The following is a 17,704-nucleotide window of genomic DNA, read 5'->3' as shown; positions in this document are numbered from 1 at the left end:
AGGGCGCGAGGACCTTCGCGTCAGCGACGGTGTGGTCCCCGCGTAGGCGGGGGTGAGCCCTGCGCCACGGCGGCAACCCGGTCATGCGCTGGGTGGTCCCCGCGTAGGCGGGCGCGAGCCGGACCCCGAGGCGCGAGCCAGCAGGAGCCGCCAGTGGTCCCCGCGTAGGCGGGGGTGAGCCGCCGTTGATGTGGCGGCGGATCATGGTGCCGGCGTGGTCCCCGCGTAGGCGGGGGGTGAGCCCTTCGCCGCGCTCGGCCTGACCGGTGAGCAGGCGTGGTCCCCGCGTAGGCGGGGGTGAGCCCACCGATGGGAGCTCCCCGTGAGCATCAAGAGCGTGGTCCCCGCGTAGGCGGGGGTGAGTCCGCCGACATGTGGCCGGTGCACCGCATCGACGGGTGGTCCCCGCGTAGACGGGGGTGAGCCCGTCGGCGCGGTCGCGACCGGCTGCGCCCACGGGTGGTCCCCGCGTAGGCGGGGGTGAGCCGTCGTCGTACGTCTGCGCGGACTGCGTGACGGGGTGGTCCCTGCGTAGGCGGGGGTGAGCCCTTGATGGTGTCCAGTTCCATCTGCGCGAACGAGTGGTCCCCGCGTAGGCGGGGGGGGAGCCGACCGTCGACCGGTTGACCCTCGGCACCACAAGCCAGTCATCTATCCGTGCAGCAGTCGCGATCGTTGGCTTCCTGGTCCCAGCAGACACAGGCCGCGCCCCTCCCGCCGCCCGCGGGCACACCGCCCTACACGCCACCCGCCGTCGCGCGCCCCGAGAACTCCGGCCTGCGCTTCGCCTGGAACGCCGCGAAGCCCTCGCGGTAGTCGTCGGTCCCCGAGAGGACGGCCTGTGCGCGGTTCTCGGCGTCCATCGACTCCCACAGCCCGAGCCGCTGGTCGCGCAGCGACGCCACGAGGCGCTTGCTCGCGACGAAGGCCTGCGTGGGCCCCGACGCCGCCGCTCGTGCGGCGGCGCGCGCCTCGTCCAGCACGGTGCCGGCGGGCAGCACCCGCGAGAACAGGCCGGCCGCGACGGCCTCGGCACCGGTCATCAAGCGCCCGGAGTAGATGAGGTCGAGCGTGCGGTGGGCGCCGAGCCGCTCGTAGAACAGGGCGTGCCCGCCGGAGTCGAGCGTGGCGCCGAGCCCGGCGAAGGGCGAGCCGATCTTGGCGTCGTCGGCGACGAGGACGACGTCGGCCGCGATGAGCAGCCCGAGGCCGACGCCGAGGCAGGCGCCGTGCGCGACGGCGTACGTCGGGGCGGGGAAGTCGGCCAGGTGCCGCATGACGGGCGCGACGCGGCCGGCGAGGAACCCGAGCGCGTCGTCGGTCGCGGGGTCGACGGCGGAGACGTCGCGCCCGGCGCAGAACGCCCGGCCCTCGCCGCGCAGCAGCAGGGCTCGCGCGCGCGCACGCCTCGCCTCGGCGACGGCCTCGTCGAGCTCGGCGAGCCCGTCCTCGTCGAGCGCGTTGAGGCGGCCGGGGGCGTCGAGGACGATCTCGGCGACGTCGTCGTCGATCGTGGACCGGATCATCGGGACCTCACGCGTCGTAGTCGACGACGACGCACGGTGTCGTCGGGCGGGACTGGCAGGTGAGCACGTAGCCGCGTTCGATCTCGTCGGGTTCGAGCGCGTAGTTCTCCTTCATCTGCACGCTGCCCTCGATGACGCGGGCGCGGCACGTGCCGCAGACGCCGCCCGCGCAGGCGAACGGGGTGTCGGGGCGGACGCGCAGCGCGGCGTCGAGGATCGACTCGTGCGCGTCGACGGGCGTCTCGACCCGGGCGGACTGCCCGTCGAGCGTGAAGTCGATGGTGAACCGGGCGCCGTCGTCGGGCGTCGTCGCGGGCGCGGCGCGGCGCGGACCGCCGCCGGGCTCGCCCGTGGTGAAGAGCTCGTAGCGCACGTGCGCGGGGTCGACGCCGGCGCGGTCGAGGGCCTCGCGGGTGGTCTGCACCAGGCCGATCGGGCCGCACAGGAACCACTCGTCGACCGTCTGCGGGCGGACCAGGCCGTGCAGGACGGCGTCGAGGCGCTCGCCGTCGAGGCGGCCCGAGAGCAGGGGGGCGGTGCGCTGCTCGCGCGTGAGCACGTGGTGCAGCGCGAAGCGGGTGGGGAAGCGGTCCTTGAGGTCGGCCAGCTCCTCGAGGAACATCACGTCGAGCGACGAGCGGTTGGCGTAGACGAGGGACACGCGCGCGGTCGGCGACGACTCCAGGGTGGTGCGCACGAGCGCCATGAGCGGGGTGATGCCCGAGCCGGCGGCGATGCCGGCCAGGTGCTTGCCGCCGAGGTCGTTGAGGGTGCTGGTGAACGTGCCCTGTGGGCTCATGACGTCGATCTCGGTGCCCGCGGTGAGCTCGTCGTTCGCCCAGGTGGAGAACACGCCGCCCTCGTCGCGCTTGATCGCCACGGAGAGCGCCCCGGGCTCCGGCGGACGGCACAGCGAGTAGCTGCGGCGCACCTCGTGCCCGTCGAGGTGGGCGCGCAGCGCGACGTACTGGCCCGGCGCGTAGTCGAACTCGCCGTGCAGCGCGTCCGGCACGGCGAACGTGACCTCGACGCTGTCGCTGGTCAGGGGCCGCACCTGCGCGACCCGGAGGGTGTGGAAGCGCGCGCGGCGGCGGACGGGCGTGGTGGTGGAGGGCATCAGTGCACCTTGAAGTAGTCGAACGGCTCGAGGCAGGCGGTGCACTCGTAGAGCGCCTTGCACGACGTCGAACCGAAGCGGGCGAGCTCGCGCGTGGACAGCGAGCCGCACCGCGGGCAGCGGACGGAGAGGGTCACGGGGACGGGACCGCCGACGGCGGCCCGGCCGGAGGGCGGTGCGATGCCGAACTCGCGCAGCTTGCGCTTGCCCGCGTCCGTCATCCAGTCGGTGGTCCACACCGGGGCGAGGACGACGTCGACGCGCACCTCGCGGTAGCCGGCGTCACGCAGCGCCGCGCCGACGTCGGACCGGATGGCGTCGACGGCGGGGCAGCCGCTGTACGTCGGGGTGATGGTGGCGCGGACGGCGTCGCCGTCGTCGGAGACGGTGACGGACCGCAGCACGCCCAGGTCCTCGATCGTCAGGACCGGCACCTCGGGGTCGACGACGGCGGCGGCGACGTCCCACGCGCGGGACGCGGCGCCGTCGCGGGGTCGCCGCGACGGGCCTGCGCTCGTCGCGGCAGGAGCCGGCGGCGGGGCGCCGGTCACGACGACGTCCCGGGGCGCTGCCGCGACGACGCTCACCACGATGCCCCGGGTGCCGGCGGGCCAGCACCTGCATCTCGGCGAGCAGGTAGCCGAGGTGCTCGCTGTGGCGGCCGGCGCGGCCGCCGCCGGGGGCGGGCGGCACGTCCGGCACGGAAAGGCCGGCCTCGGCGAGCACGGCGTGGAGCATGGCGAGCACGGGCTCGCGCAGGGCCGACGGGCGCACGCCGCGGTCGCCCAGGCGGTCGGTGAGCGGGGTGTCGGCGAACAGCTCGTCGACGTAGGGCCAGACCGCAGCGAGCGCTGCGACCATGCGGCGGTGCGACTCGTCCGTCCCGCCGGCGAGGCGCAGCGTCCACTGCACGGCGTGGTCGCGGTGGTAGGCGACCTCGCGCACGGCCTTGGCGGCGACCGCGGCGAGCGTGGGCTCGGTGGAGTGCTGGAGGCGCTCGTAGAGCTCGCGCATCCAGGTCGCGGCGACGAGCTGCCGCGCGATCGTGACGGCGAAGTCGCCGTTGGGCTGCTCGACGAGCCAGCACGAGCGGAACTCAGGCTCGTCGCGGAAGTAGGCGAGGTCGTCCTCGCTGCGCCCGTCGGCGGTGCCCGCGTGGTGGAGCAGGGAGCGGGCGTGGCCGAGGAGGTCGAGCGCGATGTTGCCGAGCGCGACGTCCTCCTCGAGCTCGGGGGCGCGGGAGATCCATGCGCCGAGGCGCTGCGCGAGGACCAGGGCGTCGTCGCCCAGCCACTGCGCGTACTCGGCGACGTCGGCGTCGGCGGGGGAGCCTCCGGCGCCGACCAGCTCGGGGTCGAGGTCGACCTGGTCGACGGCGACGGAGCCGTGGACGTCGTCGGCTGCCTTGGGTGCGGTGCTCACAGGTGCGGCACCCCCTCGGCGTGCGTGTAGTAGACGGCGTGGCGGTAGTTCTTGCCGGCGGGGCTCTCGAACCACTCGTCGCGCACGGCGGGGTCGCTCGTGGTGATGGCGTCGGCGGGCGCGACCCAGATCGAGACGCCCTCGCGGCGGCGCGTGTAGAGGTCGCGCGCGTTGCGGACGGCGAGCTCGGCGTCGGGCGCGTGCAGCGAGCCGACGTGCACGTGGGACAGGCCGCGCCCGGCGCGGACGAACACCTCCCACATCGGCCAGGTTTCCTTGTCCGAGTAGCCCGGCGTGGTCATGCCGCCACCTCCTTGTGGTCGTGGTCGTGGTCGTGGGCGCCGGCCGTGGCCTGGCGCTTCGTCTGCTTGCGCGCGTAGGCCGCGGCGGCCTCGCGGACCCAGGCGCCGTCGTCGTGCGCCTGGTTGCGCCGGCGCAGGCGCTCGGCGTTCATGGGGCCGCGGCCGGCGAGGACCTCGTGGAACTCGGTCCAGTCGATGGGGCCGGGCTCCCACTGGCCGCTCTCCTCGTCGAGGTGCAGGCCGGGATCGGGCAGCGTGAGGCCGAGCACCTCGATCTGCGGCACGAGCATTCCGACGAAGCGGCGGCGCAGCTCGTCGTTGGAGTGGCGCTTGATCTTCCACGCCATCGACTGCCGCGAGTTGGGCGACTCGTCGTCGGGCGGGCCGAACATCATGATCGCGGGCCAGTACCAGCGGTTCACGGCGTCCTGGGCCATCTGCTTCTGCTCGGCGGTGCCGCGCGAGAGCTCGAGGAGGATCTCGAAGCCCTGGCGCTGGTGGAAGGACTCCTCCTTGCAGATCCGCACCATCGCGCGGCCGTAGGGCCCGTACGAGGCGCGGCACAGCGGCACCTGGTTGCAGATCGCGGCGCCGTCGACGAGCCAGCCGATCGCTCCCATGTCCGCCCAGGTGGGCGTGGGGTAGTTGAAGATCGAGGAGTAGCGGGCCTTGCCGGCGTGCAGCGCGTCGAGCATCTCCTCGCGCGAGGTGCCGAGCGTCTGCGCCGCCGAGTACAGGTAGAGGCCGTGGCCGGCTTCGTCCTGGACCTTGGCCATGAGGATCGCCTTGCGCTTGAGGCTGGGGGCGCGGGTGATCCAGTTCGCCTCGGGCTGCATGCCGATGATCTCGGAGTGCGCGTGCTGGGAGATCTGGCGCACCAGGGTGCGGCGGTAGGCGTCGGGCATCCAGTCGCGCGGCTCGATGCGGGCGTCGGCGGCGATGAGCGCGTCGAACGCCTGCTGCTCGGGCGAGGGCTGCTCGGCCGAGGGCTGCGCGTCGAGGGGCTGCCCGCCGGGGGGCGGCGCCGGTTCGCTCGTCGTTGTCGTCATCGTCGACTCCAAGGGCTGGGCGGGGTGGTGGGAAATCTGACTCGTCGTCATCTTACCAACCGATCGTTCGGTCAGTATAGTGTGGGTCACACGGGAGGTGACAAGTCGCCAGTTCGATCCCGTACAGTTCGTCTGTTCTCAACGAGGAGGCACCGTGACGGAGACCGCCACACCACCGTCAGTCCGGCCCGAGATCCGCGCGATGCTCCGGGCCGACGGCGTCCGCGACCTGCTGGGCATCACGCTCGTCACCGAGACCCCAGGCCACGCCGTGCTCACGATGCGCGTCACCGACGTGATGACCAACGGGTTCGGCATCACGCACGGCGGCGTCGTGTTCACGCTCGCCGACACCGCGTTCGCCGTCGCGTGCAACGAGGACGAGCACGTCACCGTCGCGGTCGGCGGGGACATCGCCTTCCTCGCCCCGACGGGTGTCGGCGACGTCCTGACCGCCACGGCCGTGCGGCGTGCCCGCCGCGGCCGCTCCGGCGTCTACGACGTCACCGTCACCACCGACGACGGCGAGGTCGTCGCCGAGTTCCGCGGCCGCAGCCGCACCACCGACCGCGTCCTGTCCATCTGACCTTCGAGCACCCGGGAGAGCACGTGTCGACGACGACCTCCGCCACCCTCGCGAGCACCCACGCGGCGCCGCTCGCGACGTCCCTCCGGACCAGCGCCTCGGACGACCCGCTGGCCGCCTACGAGTCCGGCCTCGACCCCGAGGAGCTGATGTCGCGCGAGCAGATCGAGGAGCTCCAGCTCGAGCGCCTCCAGGAGACGGTGGCCCACGCCTACCACGCCGTCCCGCACTACCGGCAGAAGCTGGACGAGGCCGGCGTGCGCCCCCGCGACATCCGCACGCTCGACGACGTCGTCCGGCTGCCGTTCACCACCAAGGCCGACCTGCGCGCCAACTACCCGTTCGGGATGTTCGCCGTGCCGCGCGACCAGGTGGCCCGCATCCACGCGTCGTCCGGCACCACCGGCAAGCCCACCGTCGTCGGGTACACGCACGGCGACCTCGACACGTGGGCCGGGCTCGTGGCCCGCTCGCTGCGCGCCGCGGGCGTCCGGCGCGGCTGGCGCGTGCACAACGCGTACGGCTACGGCCTGTTCACGGGCGGGCTCGGCGCGCACGCGGGTGTCGAGAAGCTCGGCGCCACGGTCATCCCCATGTCGGGCGGGCAGACGTCCAAGCAGGTCCAGCTCATCCAGGACTTCGAGCCGGACGCCATCCTGTGCACGCCCACCTACCTGCTCACCATCGCCGACGCGATGGCCGCCGCCGGCATCGACCCGCGGTCGACCAGCCTCAAGGTCGCGATCTGCGGCGCCGAGCCCTGGACGGACGAGCTGCGCGCCGAGCTCGAGGAGCGGATGGGGATCGACGCCGTCGACATCTACGGGCTCAGCGAGGTCATGGGACCGGGCGTCGGGTGCGAGACCGTCGAGACGAAGGACGGCCCGCACGTCTGGGAGGACCACTTCCTGCCCGAGATCGTCGACTCCGCGACGGGCGAGCGGCTGCCCGACGGCGAGCTCGGCGAGCTCGTGTTCACGTCGCTGACAAAGCAGGCGTTCCCCGTGCTGCGCTACCGCACGCGCGACCTCACGCGCCTGCTGCCCGGCACCGGCCGGTCGGCCATGCGCCGCATCGAGCGGATCACCGGACGCAACGACGACATGATCATCCTGCGCGGCGTCAACGTGTTCCCCACGCAGATCGAGGAGCTCGTGCTCGGCATCCCGCAGCTCACGCCGCACTTCCTGCTCGAGCTGACGCGCGACGGGCGCATGGACGCCCTCACGGTGCGCGTCGAGCGGCAGCCCGACCTGTCGCGCGAGGCGGGCGAGGCCGCCGGGACGGTGCTCGCGCACCGCATCAAGGAGTTCGTGGGCTCCAGCGTCGCCGTCCGCATCGAGGAGCCGGGCGCGCTGCCCCGCTCCGAGGGCAAGCTCGCGCGCGTGCGGGACCTGCGCGGTGCCTGACGCGCCGGCCGCGGCGGCACGCGACCGGCGTGCCGTCGCGGCGGCCGTGCGCGCTGCGAGACTGTCCACCATGGCAGCACGCAGCGCAGGTCGGAGCAGCGCAGACACGAGCAGCGCGGACCAGGGCAGCACGGCCCAGCCCGCCCGCCGGGGCCGCCCCGGGTACGACCGTCAGGAGATCCTCCACGTTGCGGTCGACGCGTTCAACGAGTACGGCTACGACGCCACGTCCGTCGGGCTGCTCGCCGAGCGGCTCGGGCTGTCGAAGTCGGCGCTCTACCACCACTTCACGGCCAAGGAGGAGATCCTCGAGCTGGCGGTGGGCGAGGCGCTCGACGCGCTCGACGCGGTGCTCGACGCCACCCCCGACGGCCCCGCCGCGGACCGGCTCGAGCACGTGCTGCGCGGCGCCGTCCACGTGCTCGTGGACAAGCTGCCGTTCGTCACTCTGCTGCTGCGCGTGCGCGGCAACACCGAGGTCGAGCGGGCGGCGCTCGCGCGCCGCCGCGCCTTCGACAACCGCGTCCAGGAGCTCGTGGTCGCCGCCGTCGAGGACGGGTCGCTGCGGTCCGACGTCGACCCGCGCGTCGTCGAGCGCCTGCTGTTCGGGATGATCAACTCGATCGTCGAGTGGTACCGCCCAGGCCGCGGCCAGAGCGCGGAAGAGCTCGCGCACGACGTCCTCGTCGTCGCGATGCAGGGCCTGCGCGCGTAACGCGCGAGCGACTCTGAATGTCCGCGTTTCACGGCGGAACCGCGGACATTCAGAGTCGCTCGACAGAGCTTGCGCCGGGGGCAGGCGGTCCTTGCGGGGTGGTCAGCGCAGCGCCGGCTCCGGGACGCGCGTCTTGGCCACCAGAGTGAGGACGTCGTAGGACGCGACGAGCTCGTCGCGCTGGTTGCGCAGCACGGCGTCCCAGCGGACCTCGCCGTACTCCTCCGTCTCGCGCGGCGTGACCTGCTTGGCCGTCAGCTCGACGCGGATGGCGTCGCCCGGGGAGACGGGCGTGACGAACCGTAGGTTCTCCAGGCCCGAGTTCGCCAGGACCGGCCCCGGGGCGGCGTCGACGAACAGGCCGGCCGCCCACGAGACGAGCAGGTAGCCGTGCGCGACCCGGCCGGGGAAGAACGGGTTGGCCGCGGCGGCCTCTTCGTCCATGTGGGCGTAGAACGTGTCGCCCGTGAAGTGCGCGAACGTCTCGATGTCCGCCAGCGTCACGGTGCGCGAGCCGGACACCACGCGGTCGCCCACGCGCAGCTCCGCGAGCGACTTGCGGAACGGGTGCTCGCCGTCGTCGACGGTCGCGGCGCCGGGGTGCCAGACGCCCGTGAGCGCCGTGAGCAGGCGGGGCGTGCCCTGCACGGCCGTGCGCTGCATGTAGTGGAAGACGGCGCGCACGCCGCCGAGCTCCTCGCCGCCGCCCGCGCGGCCGGGGCCGCCGTGGACGAGGTGCGGCACGGGGGAGCCGTGGCCCGTCGAGGTACGGGCGTCGTCGCGGTCGAGCAGCAGCACGCGGCCGTTGGCGGCCGCGATGCCCGTGACGAGCTCGACGGCGACGGCCGGGTCGTGCGTGGCCGCGGACGTGACCAGCGAGCCCCCGCCGCGGTTCACCAGGGCGACGGCCTCCGGGAGGGTGGCGTAGGTGATGACGGTGGCGACGGGGCCGAACGCCTCGACCTCGTGCACGAGGGCGCCGGGGCCGGCGGCGTCGGCGCGCAGCACGACGGGCGTCACGAAGGCCCCGTCGGGCGCGGTGCCCGTGGTCCCGTTGCCGAGAACGACCGTGGGGGCGCTGCCCGGCACCGCGCCGATGACGACGGACGCGCCGTCCGCGACGAGCCGCTCGACCTGGCGGCGCACCTCGGCGACCTGGCCGGTCGAGGCGAGCGGCCCCATGGTGACGCCGGCGGCGCGGGGGTCGCCGACGACGACCTTGGTGGCGATGCGCTCGCGCAGCCGCTCGACGACGACGTCCGCGAGCGCCTCGGGCACGATGAGGCGGCGGATGGCGGTGCACTTCTGGCCCGCCTTGGTCGTCAGCTCCGTGACGGCCTGTGCCACGAAGGCGTCGAGCTCGGGCGTGCCGTCGACGGCGTCGGGGCCGAGCACGGACGCGTTGATCGAGTCGGTCTCGGCGGTGAAGCGCACGCCGCGCTCCGTCACGGCGACGTGGTCGCGCAGGCGCGCGGCGGTCGAGGCCGAGCCCGTGAACGCGACGGAGTCGCTGAGGTCCAGCTGGTCGAGCAGGTCGCGCGCCGAGCCGGAGACGAGCTGGAGCGACCCGGCGGGCAGGAGGCCCGACTCGACGAGGATGCGCACCCACGCCTCCGTGACGTAGCCCGTGGGGGTGGCCGGCTTGATGATCGTCGGCACACCCGCGAGGAACGCCGGCGCGAGCTTCTCCAGCGGGCCCCAGACGGGGAAGTTGAAGGCGTTGACCTGCACGGCCACCCCGGTCATCCGGGTGTAGACGTGGCGGCCCAGGAACGAGCCGTCCTTCGAGAGGACCTCGGCGGGGCCGTCGAGGACGACGTTCGCGTTCGGCAGCTCGCGGCGGCCCTTCGAGGAGTAGGTGAACAGCACGCCGATGCCGCCGTCGACGTCGACCATCGAGTCGCGCGCGGTCGCGCCCGTGCAGGCCGACGCCTCGTAGAGCTCGGCCTTGCGCTCCGTGAGGGCGAGGGCGCACTGCTTGAGCAGCAGCGCGCGCTGGTGGATGGTCAGCGCGCCCAGAGACCGCTGGCCCACGGTGCGGGCGTGCGCGACGGCCGCGGCGAGGTCGAGGCCGGTCGCCGAGACGCGGACCACGGGCTCGCCGGTCGAGGCGTCGCGCACGACGACGGCGTCGGTCGCCGCCTCCGGCGTCGGGGTCCACCAGGCGTCCTGGACGTACGAGGGGACGACGGGGACGGCGCTCATGCTGCCTGCTCCTTCTTGTCGAGGATGAGGTTGGTGATGCGGGCGGTGCACAGGCGGCGGCCGTCGTCGTCGGTGAGGACCACCTCGTAGGTGGCGAGCGTGCTGCCGCGGTGCACCGCGGTGGCGACGCCCGTGACGTACCCGTCGCGCGCGGAGCGGTGGTGCGTGGCCGACAGGTCGACGCCGACGGCGGTGCGGCCCGGTCCGGCGTGGATGACGGCGGCCCAGGAGCCGAGCGCCTCCGCGAACGCGGCGCTCGCGCCGCCGTGCAGCAGCCCGAACGACTGCCGGTTGCCGGCGACGGGCATGCGCGCGACCACGCGCTCGGCGGACTGTTCGAGCACCTCGACGCCCATCGCCGCGTCGAGCTCGCCGAGCTCGATGGTCCAGGTGTCGGAGGGCGCGCTCATCGCGAGGCCTGCCCGGTCAGGCTGGCCAGGCCGGTCAGGTCGGCGGGCGTGGGCGCGCCGCCGTCGGGCCACACGTAGAAGCCGCGGCCGGACTTGCGGCCCAGGTGGCCCGCGGCGACCAGGGCGCGCAGCAGCGCGGGGGGCTCGAAGCGCGGGCCGAGCTCGCGGGCGAGGTACTCGGCGATGCCGAGGCGCACGTCGAGGCCGACGAGGTCGGTGAGCTGGAGCGGCCCGACGGGGTGCTTGTAGCCGAGCGTCATCGCGGCGTCGATGTCGGCGGCGCCGGCGACACCCTCGGCGAGCATGCGGACGGCCTCCAGGCCGATCGCGATGCCCAGGCGCGAGGACGCGAAGCCGGGCGCGTCGTTCACGACGACCGCCGTCTTGCGGATCGCCTCGACCCAGCCGCGCGCCCGGTCGGTCGTCTCGTCGGACGTCGCGGCGCCGCGCACCACCTCGACCAGCGCCGACGCGGGCACCGGGTTGAAGAAGTGCATGCCGACGAACGTCTCGGGCCGGCGCACGTGGTCCGCCAGCAGGTCGATCGAGATCGAGGACGTGTTGGTCGCCAGGACGGCACCCGGCGCGAGGACGTCCTCGACGCGGCGCAGCGCGGCCGTCTTGAGGCCGACGTCCTCGGGAACCGCCTCGACCACCAGCCTGGCGGGCGCGAACGCGACGACGTCGGTGCCGGCGTGCAGCCGTGCCGTGAGCGTCGCGGCCGTCTGCGTGGTGGTCCCGCGGGCCACCGACTGCTCGACGGCGCGCACCACGCGGTCGCGGGCGGCGCCCGCGGCGGCGTCGTCGCGGTCCACGATCGTGACCGTGGCGCCGGCGAGCAGGAACGCGTGCGCGACGCCGGAGCCCATGCGGCCCCCGCCCAGGACGCCGACGTGCTCAGGGACCTGTCCGCTCATCGGCGGGACCTCCGTTCCAGGAACGCCGTCATGCGGCGGTGCTTCTCGGGACTCTCGAACAGCTCGGCCTGGAGCTCGAGGTCCACCCGGGGGTGCTGCTCGAGGGGTGCCGCCAGGGCGGTCTTCATGTGGCGCGTGGCCAGCGGGTCGTTCGCGGCGATGCGGTCGGCGATCGCGTGCGCGGCCGCCAGCAGCCCGTCGGCGGGGTGCAGCGCGCTGACCAGGCCGATCGCGAGCGCCTCGGCGCCGTCGATCGTGCGGCCCGTGAGCAGCAGCTCGGCCGCGCGGGCGTGGCCGACGATCTGCGGCAGGCGCCAGCTCGCCCCGGCGGCGGCGATGATGCCGAGCCCGGTCTCGGGGTTGCCCAGGCGCAGCGCGGGCGTGCCGATGCGGATGTCGGCGGCGTAGGCGAGCTCGGCGCCGCCGCCCAGTGCGTAGCCGTCGACGGCCGCGATCACGGGCATGGGCAGGGCGGCGATGCGCTCGAAGACGGTGGTGTTGATGCCGGCGAGCGCATCCGGGGCGCGCCGGTCGCGCAGCTGCGCGATGTCGGCGCCGGCCGCGAAGACGCCGCCCGCCCCCGTGAGGATCAGCGTGCGGGGCTCCACCTCGAGCCCGGCGCACAGGGCGTGCAGGGCGTCGACCATGGCCTGGTCGATGGCGTTGCGGGCCTCGGGCCGGTCGAGCGTCGCGACGACGCGGTCGGCTTGGTGCTCGACGCGTAGGGGAGCGGGGGACGCCGCCATCAGACGCGCTCCAGGATCGTGGCGGCGCCCTGCCCGACGCCCACGCACATGGTCGCGAGGCCGTACTGGGCGTCCTCGCGCTCGAGGCGGCCCATGAGCGTGACGAGCAGGCGCGCGCCGCTCGACCCCAGCGGGTGGCCGAGCGCGATGGCGCCGCCGTCGGCGTTGACCCGCTCGGCGTCGAGCCCGAGCTCGCGCATGCAGGCGATGGACTGCGTCGCGAACGCCTCGTTGAGCTCGACGGCGCCGAGGTCGCCGACGCCCAGCCCGGTGCGGGTCAGGACCTTGCGGGTCGCAGGCACGGGGCCGAGGCCCATGATCTCGGGGGCGAGCCCCGCGGACGCCGAGGCGACCAGGCGGGCGCGCGGCACCAGGCCGTAGCGCTCGACGGCGGCGGCGCTCGCGACGATGAGCGCGGAGGCGCCGTCGTTGAGCGGGCTGGAGTTGCCGGCGGTGACGACGGAGCCGCCGGGCACCACGGGGCGGAGCGCCGCGAGGCCCTCGCGCGTGGTCTCACGGCGCAGCGTCTCGTCCGCGTCCACGACGCCGGCGCGCGTCGGCACGGGCACGATCTCGGCGGAGAAGTGGCCGGCGTCCACGGCCTTCGCGGCGCGCTGCTGGCTGAGGTAGGCGAACTCGTCGGCCTCCGCGCGGGTGATCCCGGCGCGGCGGGCGACCTCCTCGGCGGTCTCCGGCATGGAGAACGTCGCCTTCTCGCGGGCGAGCAGGCGCGGGTTGGGGAACCGCCAGCCGATCGAGGTGTCGTACTGGTCGCCGGGTTTGGCGTAGGCCTTCTCGGGCTTGGCCTGGACCCAGGGGGCGCGCGTCATGGACTCGACGCCGCCCGCGACGATCAGGTCGGCGTCGCCGGCGCGGACCGCCTGCGCCGCCATCGCGACGGCGGACATGCCCGAGGCGCACAGGCGGTTGACCGTGATGCCGGGGACGGAGTCGGGCAGCCCGGCGAGCAGCACGGCCATGCGCGCGACGTTGCGGTTGTCCTCGCCGGCCTGGTTCGCGGCGCCGAGGATCACCTCGTCGACGACGTCGTCGCCCAGCGCTGCCGGGTCGAGCCCGGCGCGCAGCAGGGCCTCGCGCACCACCAGCGCGGCCAGGTCGTCGGGGCGGACGCCCGCGAGGGCACCGCCGTACCGCCCGACCGGTGTCCGCGCACCCGAGACGAGAAACGCCTCCACCATCTCAGCTCCTGACCACGTCGTCCGTCGCTCGCGGTCACCGCACGTATTTAGTGACCGACCGTTCGGGTAGTAATGCTGCCACAGCGCAGGAAGGGAAGCAACGGGCCGTCAGCATCCGGGCCGCCCCGGTCAGGCGAAGTAGTGCGCCACCCGGCGCCCGGCGGTCTCGTGGATCGTCACGTCGACGTCGTACACCTCGCGCAGCACGGCCTCGGTGACGACCTCCTCCGGCGTGCCGTGCGCGACGACGCGGCCGTCGCGCATCGCGACGATCGTGTCGGACCAGCAGGACGCGAAGTTGACGTCGTGCAGCACGGCGACGACGGTCTTGCCGAGCTCGTCGGCGGCCCGGCGCGCGAGCCGCATCATGGCGCGGGCGTGCTTGAGGTCGAGGTTGCTGAGCGGCTCGTCGAGCAGCACGTAGTCGGTGTCCTGCGCGAGCACCATCGCGACGAACGCGCGCTGGCGCTGCCCGCCGGAGAGCTCGTCGAGGTAGCGGTGCGCGAGGTCGGTGAGCTCCAGGTACGCCAGGGCGGCGTCGACGTGCGCGTGGTCGTCGGGCGTGGTGCGGCCCTGGGTGTGCGGGTAGCGGCCGAACGTGACGAGGTCGCGCACGGTCAGGCGCACGGCCAGGTGGTTGTCCTGCTTGAGGATGCCGAGCCGCCGGGCGAGCACGTCGCCCTTCGTCGTCGCGACGTCGTCGCCGTCGACCAGGACGCTGCCGACGTCGGCGGGCAGCAGGCGCGCGACCACGCCCAGCAGCGTCGACTTCCCGGCCCCGTTGGGGCCGATGACGGACACGACGCCTCCCGCCGGGAGACGCAGCGCGACGTCGTCGACGACGACCGTGGTGCCGTACCGCTTGGTGACGCCGCGGACGTCGATCTCCCGGGCGGTCGTGTCGTGCGCGGCGGTGTCGAGGACCGTCATCGCCGGCCCTCCCGCACGAGCAGGACGAGGAACACGATCCCTCCCAGGAACTCGATGACGACGGACAGCACGGTGGCCTGCCGCAGCAGGTGCTCGAGCACGCTCTGCCCGCCCACCAGGACGACGACGGCGAGCAGCGCGGCCGCGGGCACCGTGGCGGCGTGCCGGTGCGTGCGCACGGCCCGGTACGCGAGGTGGGCCACGAGCAGCCCGAAGAACGTGATGGGCCCGACCAGCGCCGTCGACGTCGAGACCAGCAGCGCGACGAGGCCGAGCACCGCGAGCGTGGTGCGGCGGTGGTCGAGGCCGAGCGACACGGCGGTGTCGCGGCCGAGCGCGAGCAGGTCGAGGCGGCGGCGCAGCGCCCACAGCGCGGCCGTGCCCAGGGCGACGACGACGGCCCCGACGAGCAGCAGCCGCTCGTCCACGGCGGAGAAGCTGGCGAAGAGCCGTCCCTGGAGCACGTGGAAGGAGTCGGGGTCCATGAGCCGCGTCAGCATGAGCGTGAGCGCGCGCAGCACCGTGCCGAGCACGACGCCGACGAGCAGCACGAGGTGCAGCGACCGTCGCGCGCCGCCGAACAGGCCCCAGAACAGGGCGAGCGAGGCCGCGAGCATGACCGCGAGCGCGATCCCGAAGTGCCCCAGCGGCCCGATGCCGGTCACGGCGGCCGTGCCGAGGGCGAAGACGAGCGCGGTCTGGATCGCCTGGTAGAGCGCGTCGAAGCCCATGATCGACGGCGTGAGGATGCGGTTCCCGGACAGTGTCTGGAACGCGACGGTGGAGGCGGCCACGGCCACGCCGACGACGAGCATCGCGGCGACCCGCCGCCCGCGGAACGGCAGCACGAACCCCCACCCGGCGCGCACGCCGACGGTCAGGTAGGCGACGACCACGACGACGGCGGCGACGCCGAGGATCGTGAGCACGACGGCGGTGCGACGGCCGTTGCGCACGCCTGCTGTCAGGGTGAGGAGCGCGTCAGCCGGCACAGGTGCCTCGCCGCAGCAGGATCCACAGGAACAGGGCCCCGCCGACGACGGCCATGACGGCGCCGATCGGCACCTCGAACGGGAACACGACGAGCCGCGCGACGACGTCGGCCACGAGCACGAGCCCCGCCCCGCCCACGGCGACCCAGGGCAGCGTGCGGCGCAGGTTGTCGCCGAGCAGCAGGCTCACCACGTTGGGCACGACAAGCCCGAGGAACGGCAGGCCGCCCACGACGACGACCACGACCGCACTGGTCACGGCCACCACGCCCAGGCCGAGCGCGAGCATGCCGCGGTAGCCGAGCCCGAGCGACGTGGCGACGTCGCGACCGAGGCCCACGACGGTGAAGCGGTCCGCGACGAGGTACACGGCGACGGCGAGCGCGCCGACGAGCCACAGCAGCTCGAACCGCCCGGCGATGACGCCGGAGAAGTCGCCCGTGGTCCAGGCGCCGAGCGTCTGCAGGAGGTCGAGCTGGAAGGCGAAGAACGCGGTGACCGCCCCGATGACGCCGCCGAGCATGAGCCCGACGAGCGGCACGGTGACGCCCGAGCGCACGGGCACCGCGCGCAGCACCGCCAGGAACAGCAGCGTGCCGAGCACGGCGGTGGCCGCGGCGACGGCGAGCTTGCCGGGCAGCGGCATCGCAGGGGCGAGGACCGTCACCGCGAGCAGGCCGAGCTGCGCGGACTCCGTCGTGCCGACGGTCGACGGCTCGACGAACCGGTTCCGTACGAGCAGCTGGAGCACCACGCCCGCCACGGCCGCCGCCGAGCCCGCAAGCAGGATCGCGGCGGTGCGCGGCAGGCGGCTCAGCAGCAGCAGGTCGCGGGCGTGCCCGTCGTCGGCGAGCAGGCTCGCGGGCGTGACGTCGGCGACGCCGAGGAAGACCGACGCGACGGCGCCGACCGCCAGGAGGGCGACGCCGACGGCGAGCCGACGGTGCGCGACCGGGCGCCGGCCGGTCCGGACGGACGGTGCCGCGCCCACGGGCGGGGCGACCCCGACGACCCCGGCGGGCGCGCCCGCCAGGGCGCCGGCGACCGTCACGCCTGGTCGGCGGCCAGCACCCCGGCCACCTCGTCGAGCAGGTTCTGCACGCCGACCACCCCCGTGCCGGCGATGTACCAGGAGGTGGTGTCGACGAAGACGATCCGGTCGTTCTGGTACGCCTGCGTACGCCGGACGATCTCGTTGTCCAGGACGGCGCGCGCGGCCTCGCCGCCCGACTGGATCGCGGCGTCGCGGTCGATCACGAACAGCCACGCCGGGTCCGTCTCCAGGAGGAACTCGAAGGAGATCGCCTGCCCGTGGCGGCCGTCCTCGGTGATGGCGGCCGCGGGCGCGAAGCCGAGCGCGTCGTGCACGATGCCGAAGCGGCCGCCGGGACCGAACGCCGTGACGTTGCCGCCCGTGGTCAGGACGACGAGCGCGTCGCCGGCGTCGGCGCTCGCGGCCCTGACGGCCTCGAGGCTCGCGGCCAGGTCGGCGACCAGCGCCTCCGCCTCGGCCTGGCGGCCGAAGATCTCGCCGAGCTGACGGGCGGTCGCCTTGGACTGGGTGACGTTGTCCGTCGCGTCGATCGTCAGGTCGATGGTCGGGGCGATGCGGCTGAGCTCGCCGAGCATGGGCGCGGAGCGCTGGGCCACGATGAGGAGGTCGGCCGGGTCGGCGGCGATGGTCTCGAAGTCGGGCTCGAAGAGCGTGCCGACGTCGACGACCGCCGGGTCGGCGGCGAGGTCCTCGAAGCCCGGGGGCACGATCCTCTTCGGGACGCCGTGCACCGGCACGTCGAGCGCCTGGAGCACGGCGACGACGTCCCAGGAGAACGCGAAGACGGTCTCCGGGACGCCGTCGAGCGTCGTCGTGCCCTGCCGGTGCTCGACGACGATCTGCTCGGCGGCGCCCGCGGCGGCGTCCGGTGCCGGCGAGGCACCGGGCTCGGCGGAGCAGGCGGACAGGGCGAGGGCTGCCAGGGTCGCGGGCACGACGGCGGTCGCGATGCGGCGCAGGGCGGTGCGGGGCTGGCTCACGGGACTCCTCGGTTCGGCTGGGCCCGCGAGCGGCGCTGCCCGCTGGGTAAGTGATGCCTAACTTAGGGTCGCCTTACCGGAGCGGCTGCCGGTGCTGGCGCGTCCCGCACCGCGTCGCGCGCGCCCGGTGGCCCGTCGTACGGTC

General features: G+C 74.3%; 17 protein-coding genes, 1 pseudogene and 1 CRISPR repeat array (1 of these 19 cut by a window edge). Of the genes and pseudogenes, 3 read left to right on the top strand and 15 right to left on the bottom strand.

What is annotated here, in order from left to right; genetic code table 11:
* Positions 1-609: a CRISPR direct-repeat array (repeat unit 28 nt; unit sequence GTGGTCCCCGCGTAGGCGGGGGTGAGCC) (it extends 640 nt beyond the left edge of the window).
* Between the two features lie 128 nt (positions 610-737).
* The 6 genes and pseudogenes from ET471_RS16245 to paaA all read right to left on the bottom strand — a co-directional run bounded on the left by ET471_RS16245 (position 738) and on the right by paaA (position 5,416).
* The gene (locus tag ET471_RS16245; RefSeq protein ID WP_129190024.1) at positions 738-1,526 is read right to left on the bottom strand and encodes an enoyl-CoA hydratase/isomerase family protein; all 789 of its coding nucleotides are present in this window, start codon (positions 1,524-1,526) and stop codon (positions 738-740) included.
* Positions 1,527-1,533: 7 nt separating this feature from the next.
* The gene (gene paaE, locus ET471_RS16240; RefSeq protein ID WP_129190022.1) at positions 1,534-2,643 is read right to left on the bottom strand and encodes a 1,2-phenylacetyl-CoA epoxidase subunit PaaE; all 1,110 of its coding nucleotides are present in this window, start codon (positions 2,641-2,643) and stop codon (positions 1,534-1,536) included.
* The gene (paaD, locus tag ET471_RS16235) at positions 2,643-3,077 is read right to left on the bottom strand and encodes a 1,2-phenylacetyl-CoA epoxidase subunit PaaD (protein WP_242496332.1); all 435 of its coding nucleotides are present in this window, start codon (positions 3,075-3,077) and stop codon (positions 2,643-2,645) included. The genes paaE and paaD overlap by 1 nt, the downstream gene beginning before the upstream one ends.
* Positions 3,078-3,294: 217 nt before the next feature.
* Positions 3,295-4,065: pseudogene (paaC, locus tag ET471_RS16230) on the bottom strand (1,2-phenylacetyl-CoA epoxidase subunit PaaC); the annotation flags it as partial.
* Positions 4,062-4,367, bottom strand: a complete 306-nt coding sequence (gene paaB / locus ET471_RS16225; RefSeq protein WP_129190018.1) for a 1,2-phenylacetyl-CoA epoxidase subunit PaaB — start codon at positions 4,365-4,367, stop codon at positions 4,062-4,064. The pseudogene paaC and the gene paaB, both read right to left, overlap by 4 nt.
* Complete coding sequence (gene paaA / locus ET471_RS16220) at positions 4,364-5,416, bottom strand: 1,2-phenylacetyl-CoA epoxidase subunit PaaA (RefSeq protein WP_129190016.1); 1,053 nt, start codon at positions 5,414-5,416, stop codon at positions 4,364-4,366. Before paaA ends, paaB begins: the two co-directional genes overlap by 4 nt.
* Positions 5,417-5,570: 154 nt before the next feature.
* Here paaA and paaI point away from each other — a divergent pair, with 154 nt between their 5' ends.
* The 3 genes from paaI to ET471_RS16205 all read left to right on the top strand — a co-directional run bounded on the left by paaI (position 5,571) and on the right by ET471_RS16205 (position 8,126).
* Positions 5,571-6,002 carry a hydroxyphenylacetyl-CoA thioesterase PaaI gene (gene paaI, locus ET471_RS16215; RefSeq protein ID WP_242496331.1) on the top strand — a complete coding sequence of 144 codons (432 nt, stop codon included), beginning with the start codon at positions 5,571-5,573 and terminating at the stop codon, positions 6,000-6,002.
* A 149-nt stretch (positions 6,003-6,151) separates the two neighbouring features.
* Positions 6,152-7,411: a phenylacetate--CoA ligase PaaK gene (gene paaK, locus ET471_RS16210; protein WP_129191086.1), complete on the top strand. Its 1,260-nt coding sequence runs from the start codon at positions 6,152-6,154 to the stop codon at positions 7,409-7,411.
* A gap of 70 nt (positions 7,412-7,481) precedes the next feature.
* Positions 7,482-8,126, top strand: coding sequence for a TetR/AcrR family transcriptional regulator (locus tag ET471_RS16205; protein WP_129190014.1), 645 nt, complete (start codon positions 7,482-7,484; stop codon positions 8,124-8,126).
* A gap of 102 nt (positions 8,127-8,228) precedes the next feature.
* Here ET471_RS16205 and paaZ read toward each other — a convergent pair whose 3' ends face one another.
* The 9 genes from paaZ to ET471_RS16160 form a co-directional block, all read right to left on the bottom strand.
* Positions 8,229-10,331 (bottom strand): phenylacetic acid degradation bifunctional protein PaaZ, encoded by a 2,103-nt coding sequence (gene paaZ, locus ET471_RS16200; protein WP_129190012.1) that lies wholly within the window; start codon positions 10,329-10,331, stop codon positions 8,229-8,231.
* The gene (locus ET471_RS16195) at positions 10,328-10,741 is read right to left on the bottom strand and encodes a PaaI family thioesterase (RefSeq protein WP_129190010.1); all 414 of its coding nucleotides are present in this window, start codon (positions 10,739-10,741) and stop codon (positions 10,328-10,330) included. Before ET471_RS16195 ends, paaZ begins: the two co-directional genes overlap by 4 nt.
* The gene (locus ET471_RS16190; protein ID WP_129190008.1) at positions 10,738-11,658 is read right to left on the bottom strand and encodes a 3-hydroxyacyl-CoA dehydrogenase family protein; all 921 of its coding nucleotides are present in this window, start codon (positions 11,656-11,658) and stop codon (positions 10,738-10,740) included. Before ET471_RS16190 ends, ET471_RS16195 begins: the two co-directional genes overlap by 4 nt.
* Entirely contained in the window at positions 11,655-12,404 is a 750-nt protein-coding gene (locus tag ET471_RS16185; protein ID WP_129190006.1) for an enoyl-CoA hydratase/isomerase family protein, read from the bottom strand. Before ET471_RS16185 ends, ET471_RS16190 begins: the two co-directional genes overlap by 4 nt.
* On the bottom strand, positions 12,404-13,603 hold the full coding sequence (locus ET471_RS16180; RefSeq protein ID WP_129190004.1) for a thiolase family protein: 1,200 nt from the start codon (positions 13,601-13,603) through the stop codon (positions 12,404-12,406). Before ET471_RS16180 ends, ET471_RS16185 begins: the two co-directional genes overlap by 1 nt.
* A gap of 129 nt (positions 13,604-13,732) precedes the next feature.
* Positions 13,733-14,533 carry an iron ABC transporter ATP-binding protein gene (locus ET471_RS16175; protein ID WP_129190002.1) on the bottom strand — a complete coding sequence of 267 codons (801 nt, stop codon included), beginning with the start codon at positions 14,531-14,533 and terminating at the stop codon, positions 13,733-13,735.
* A complete protein-coding gene (locus ET471_RS16170; RefSeq protein ID WP_129190001.1) occupies positions 14,530-15,489 on the bottom strand; it encodes an iron chelate uptake ABC transporter family permease subunit in 960 nt (319 codons plus the stop codon). Before ET471_RS16170 ends, ET471_RS16175 begins: the two co-directional genes overlap by 4 nt.
* A 25-nt stretch (positions 15,490-15,514) precedes the next feature.
* Complete coding sequence (locus tag ET471_RS16165) at positions 15,515-16,576, bottom strand: ABC transporter permease (protein WP_242496330.1); 1,062 nt, start codon at positions 16,574-16,576, stop codon at positions 15,515-15,517.
* Positions 16,573-17,559, bottom strand: coding sequence for a siderophore ABC transporter substrate-binding protein (locus tag ET471_RS16160; protein ID WP_129189999.1), 987 nt, complete (start codon positions 17,557-17,559; stop codon positions 16,573-16,575). Before ET471_RS16160 ends, ET471_RS16165 begins: the two co-directional genes overlap by 4 nt.
* Positions 17,560-17,704 lie beyond the last annotated feature (145 nt).

Origin of the sequence: Xylanimonas protaetiae (genome assembly GCF_004135385.1) — a bacterium.
Classification (GTDB): domain Bacteria; phylum Actinomycetota; class Actinomycetes; order Actinomycetales; family Cellulomonadaceae; genus Xylanimonas; species Xylanimonas protaetiae.
This window is presented reverse-complemented; position numbering and strand designations above follow the sequence as displayed.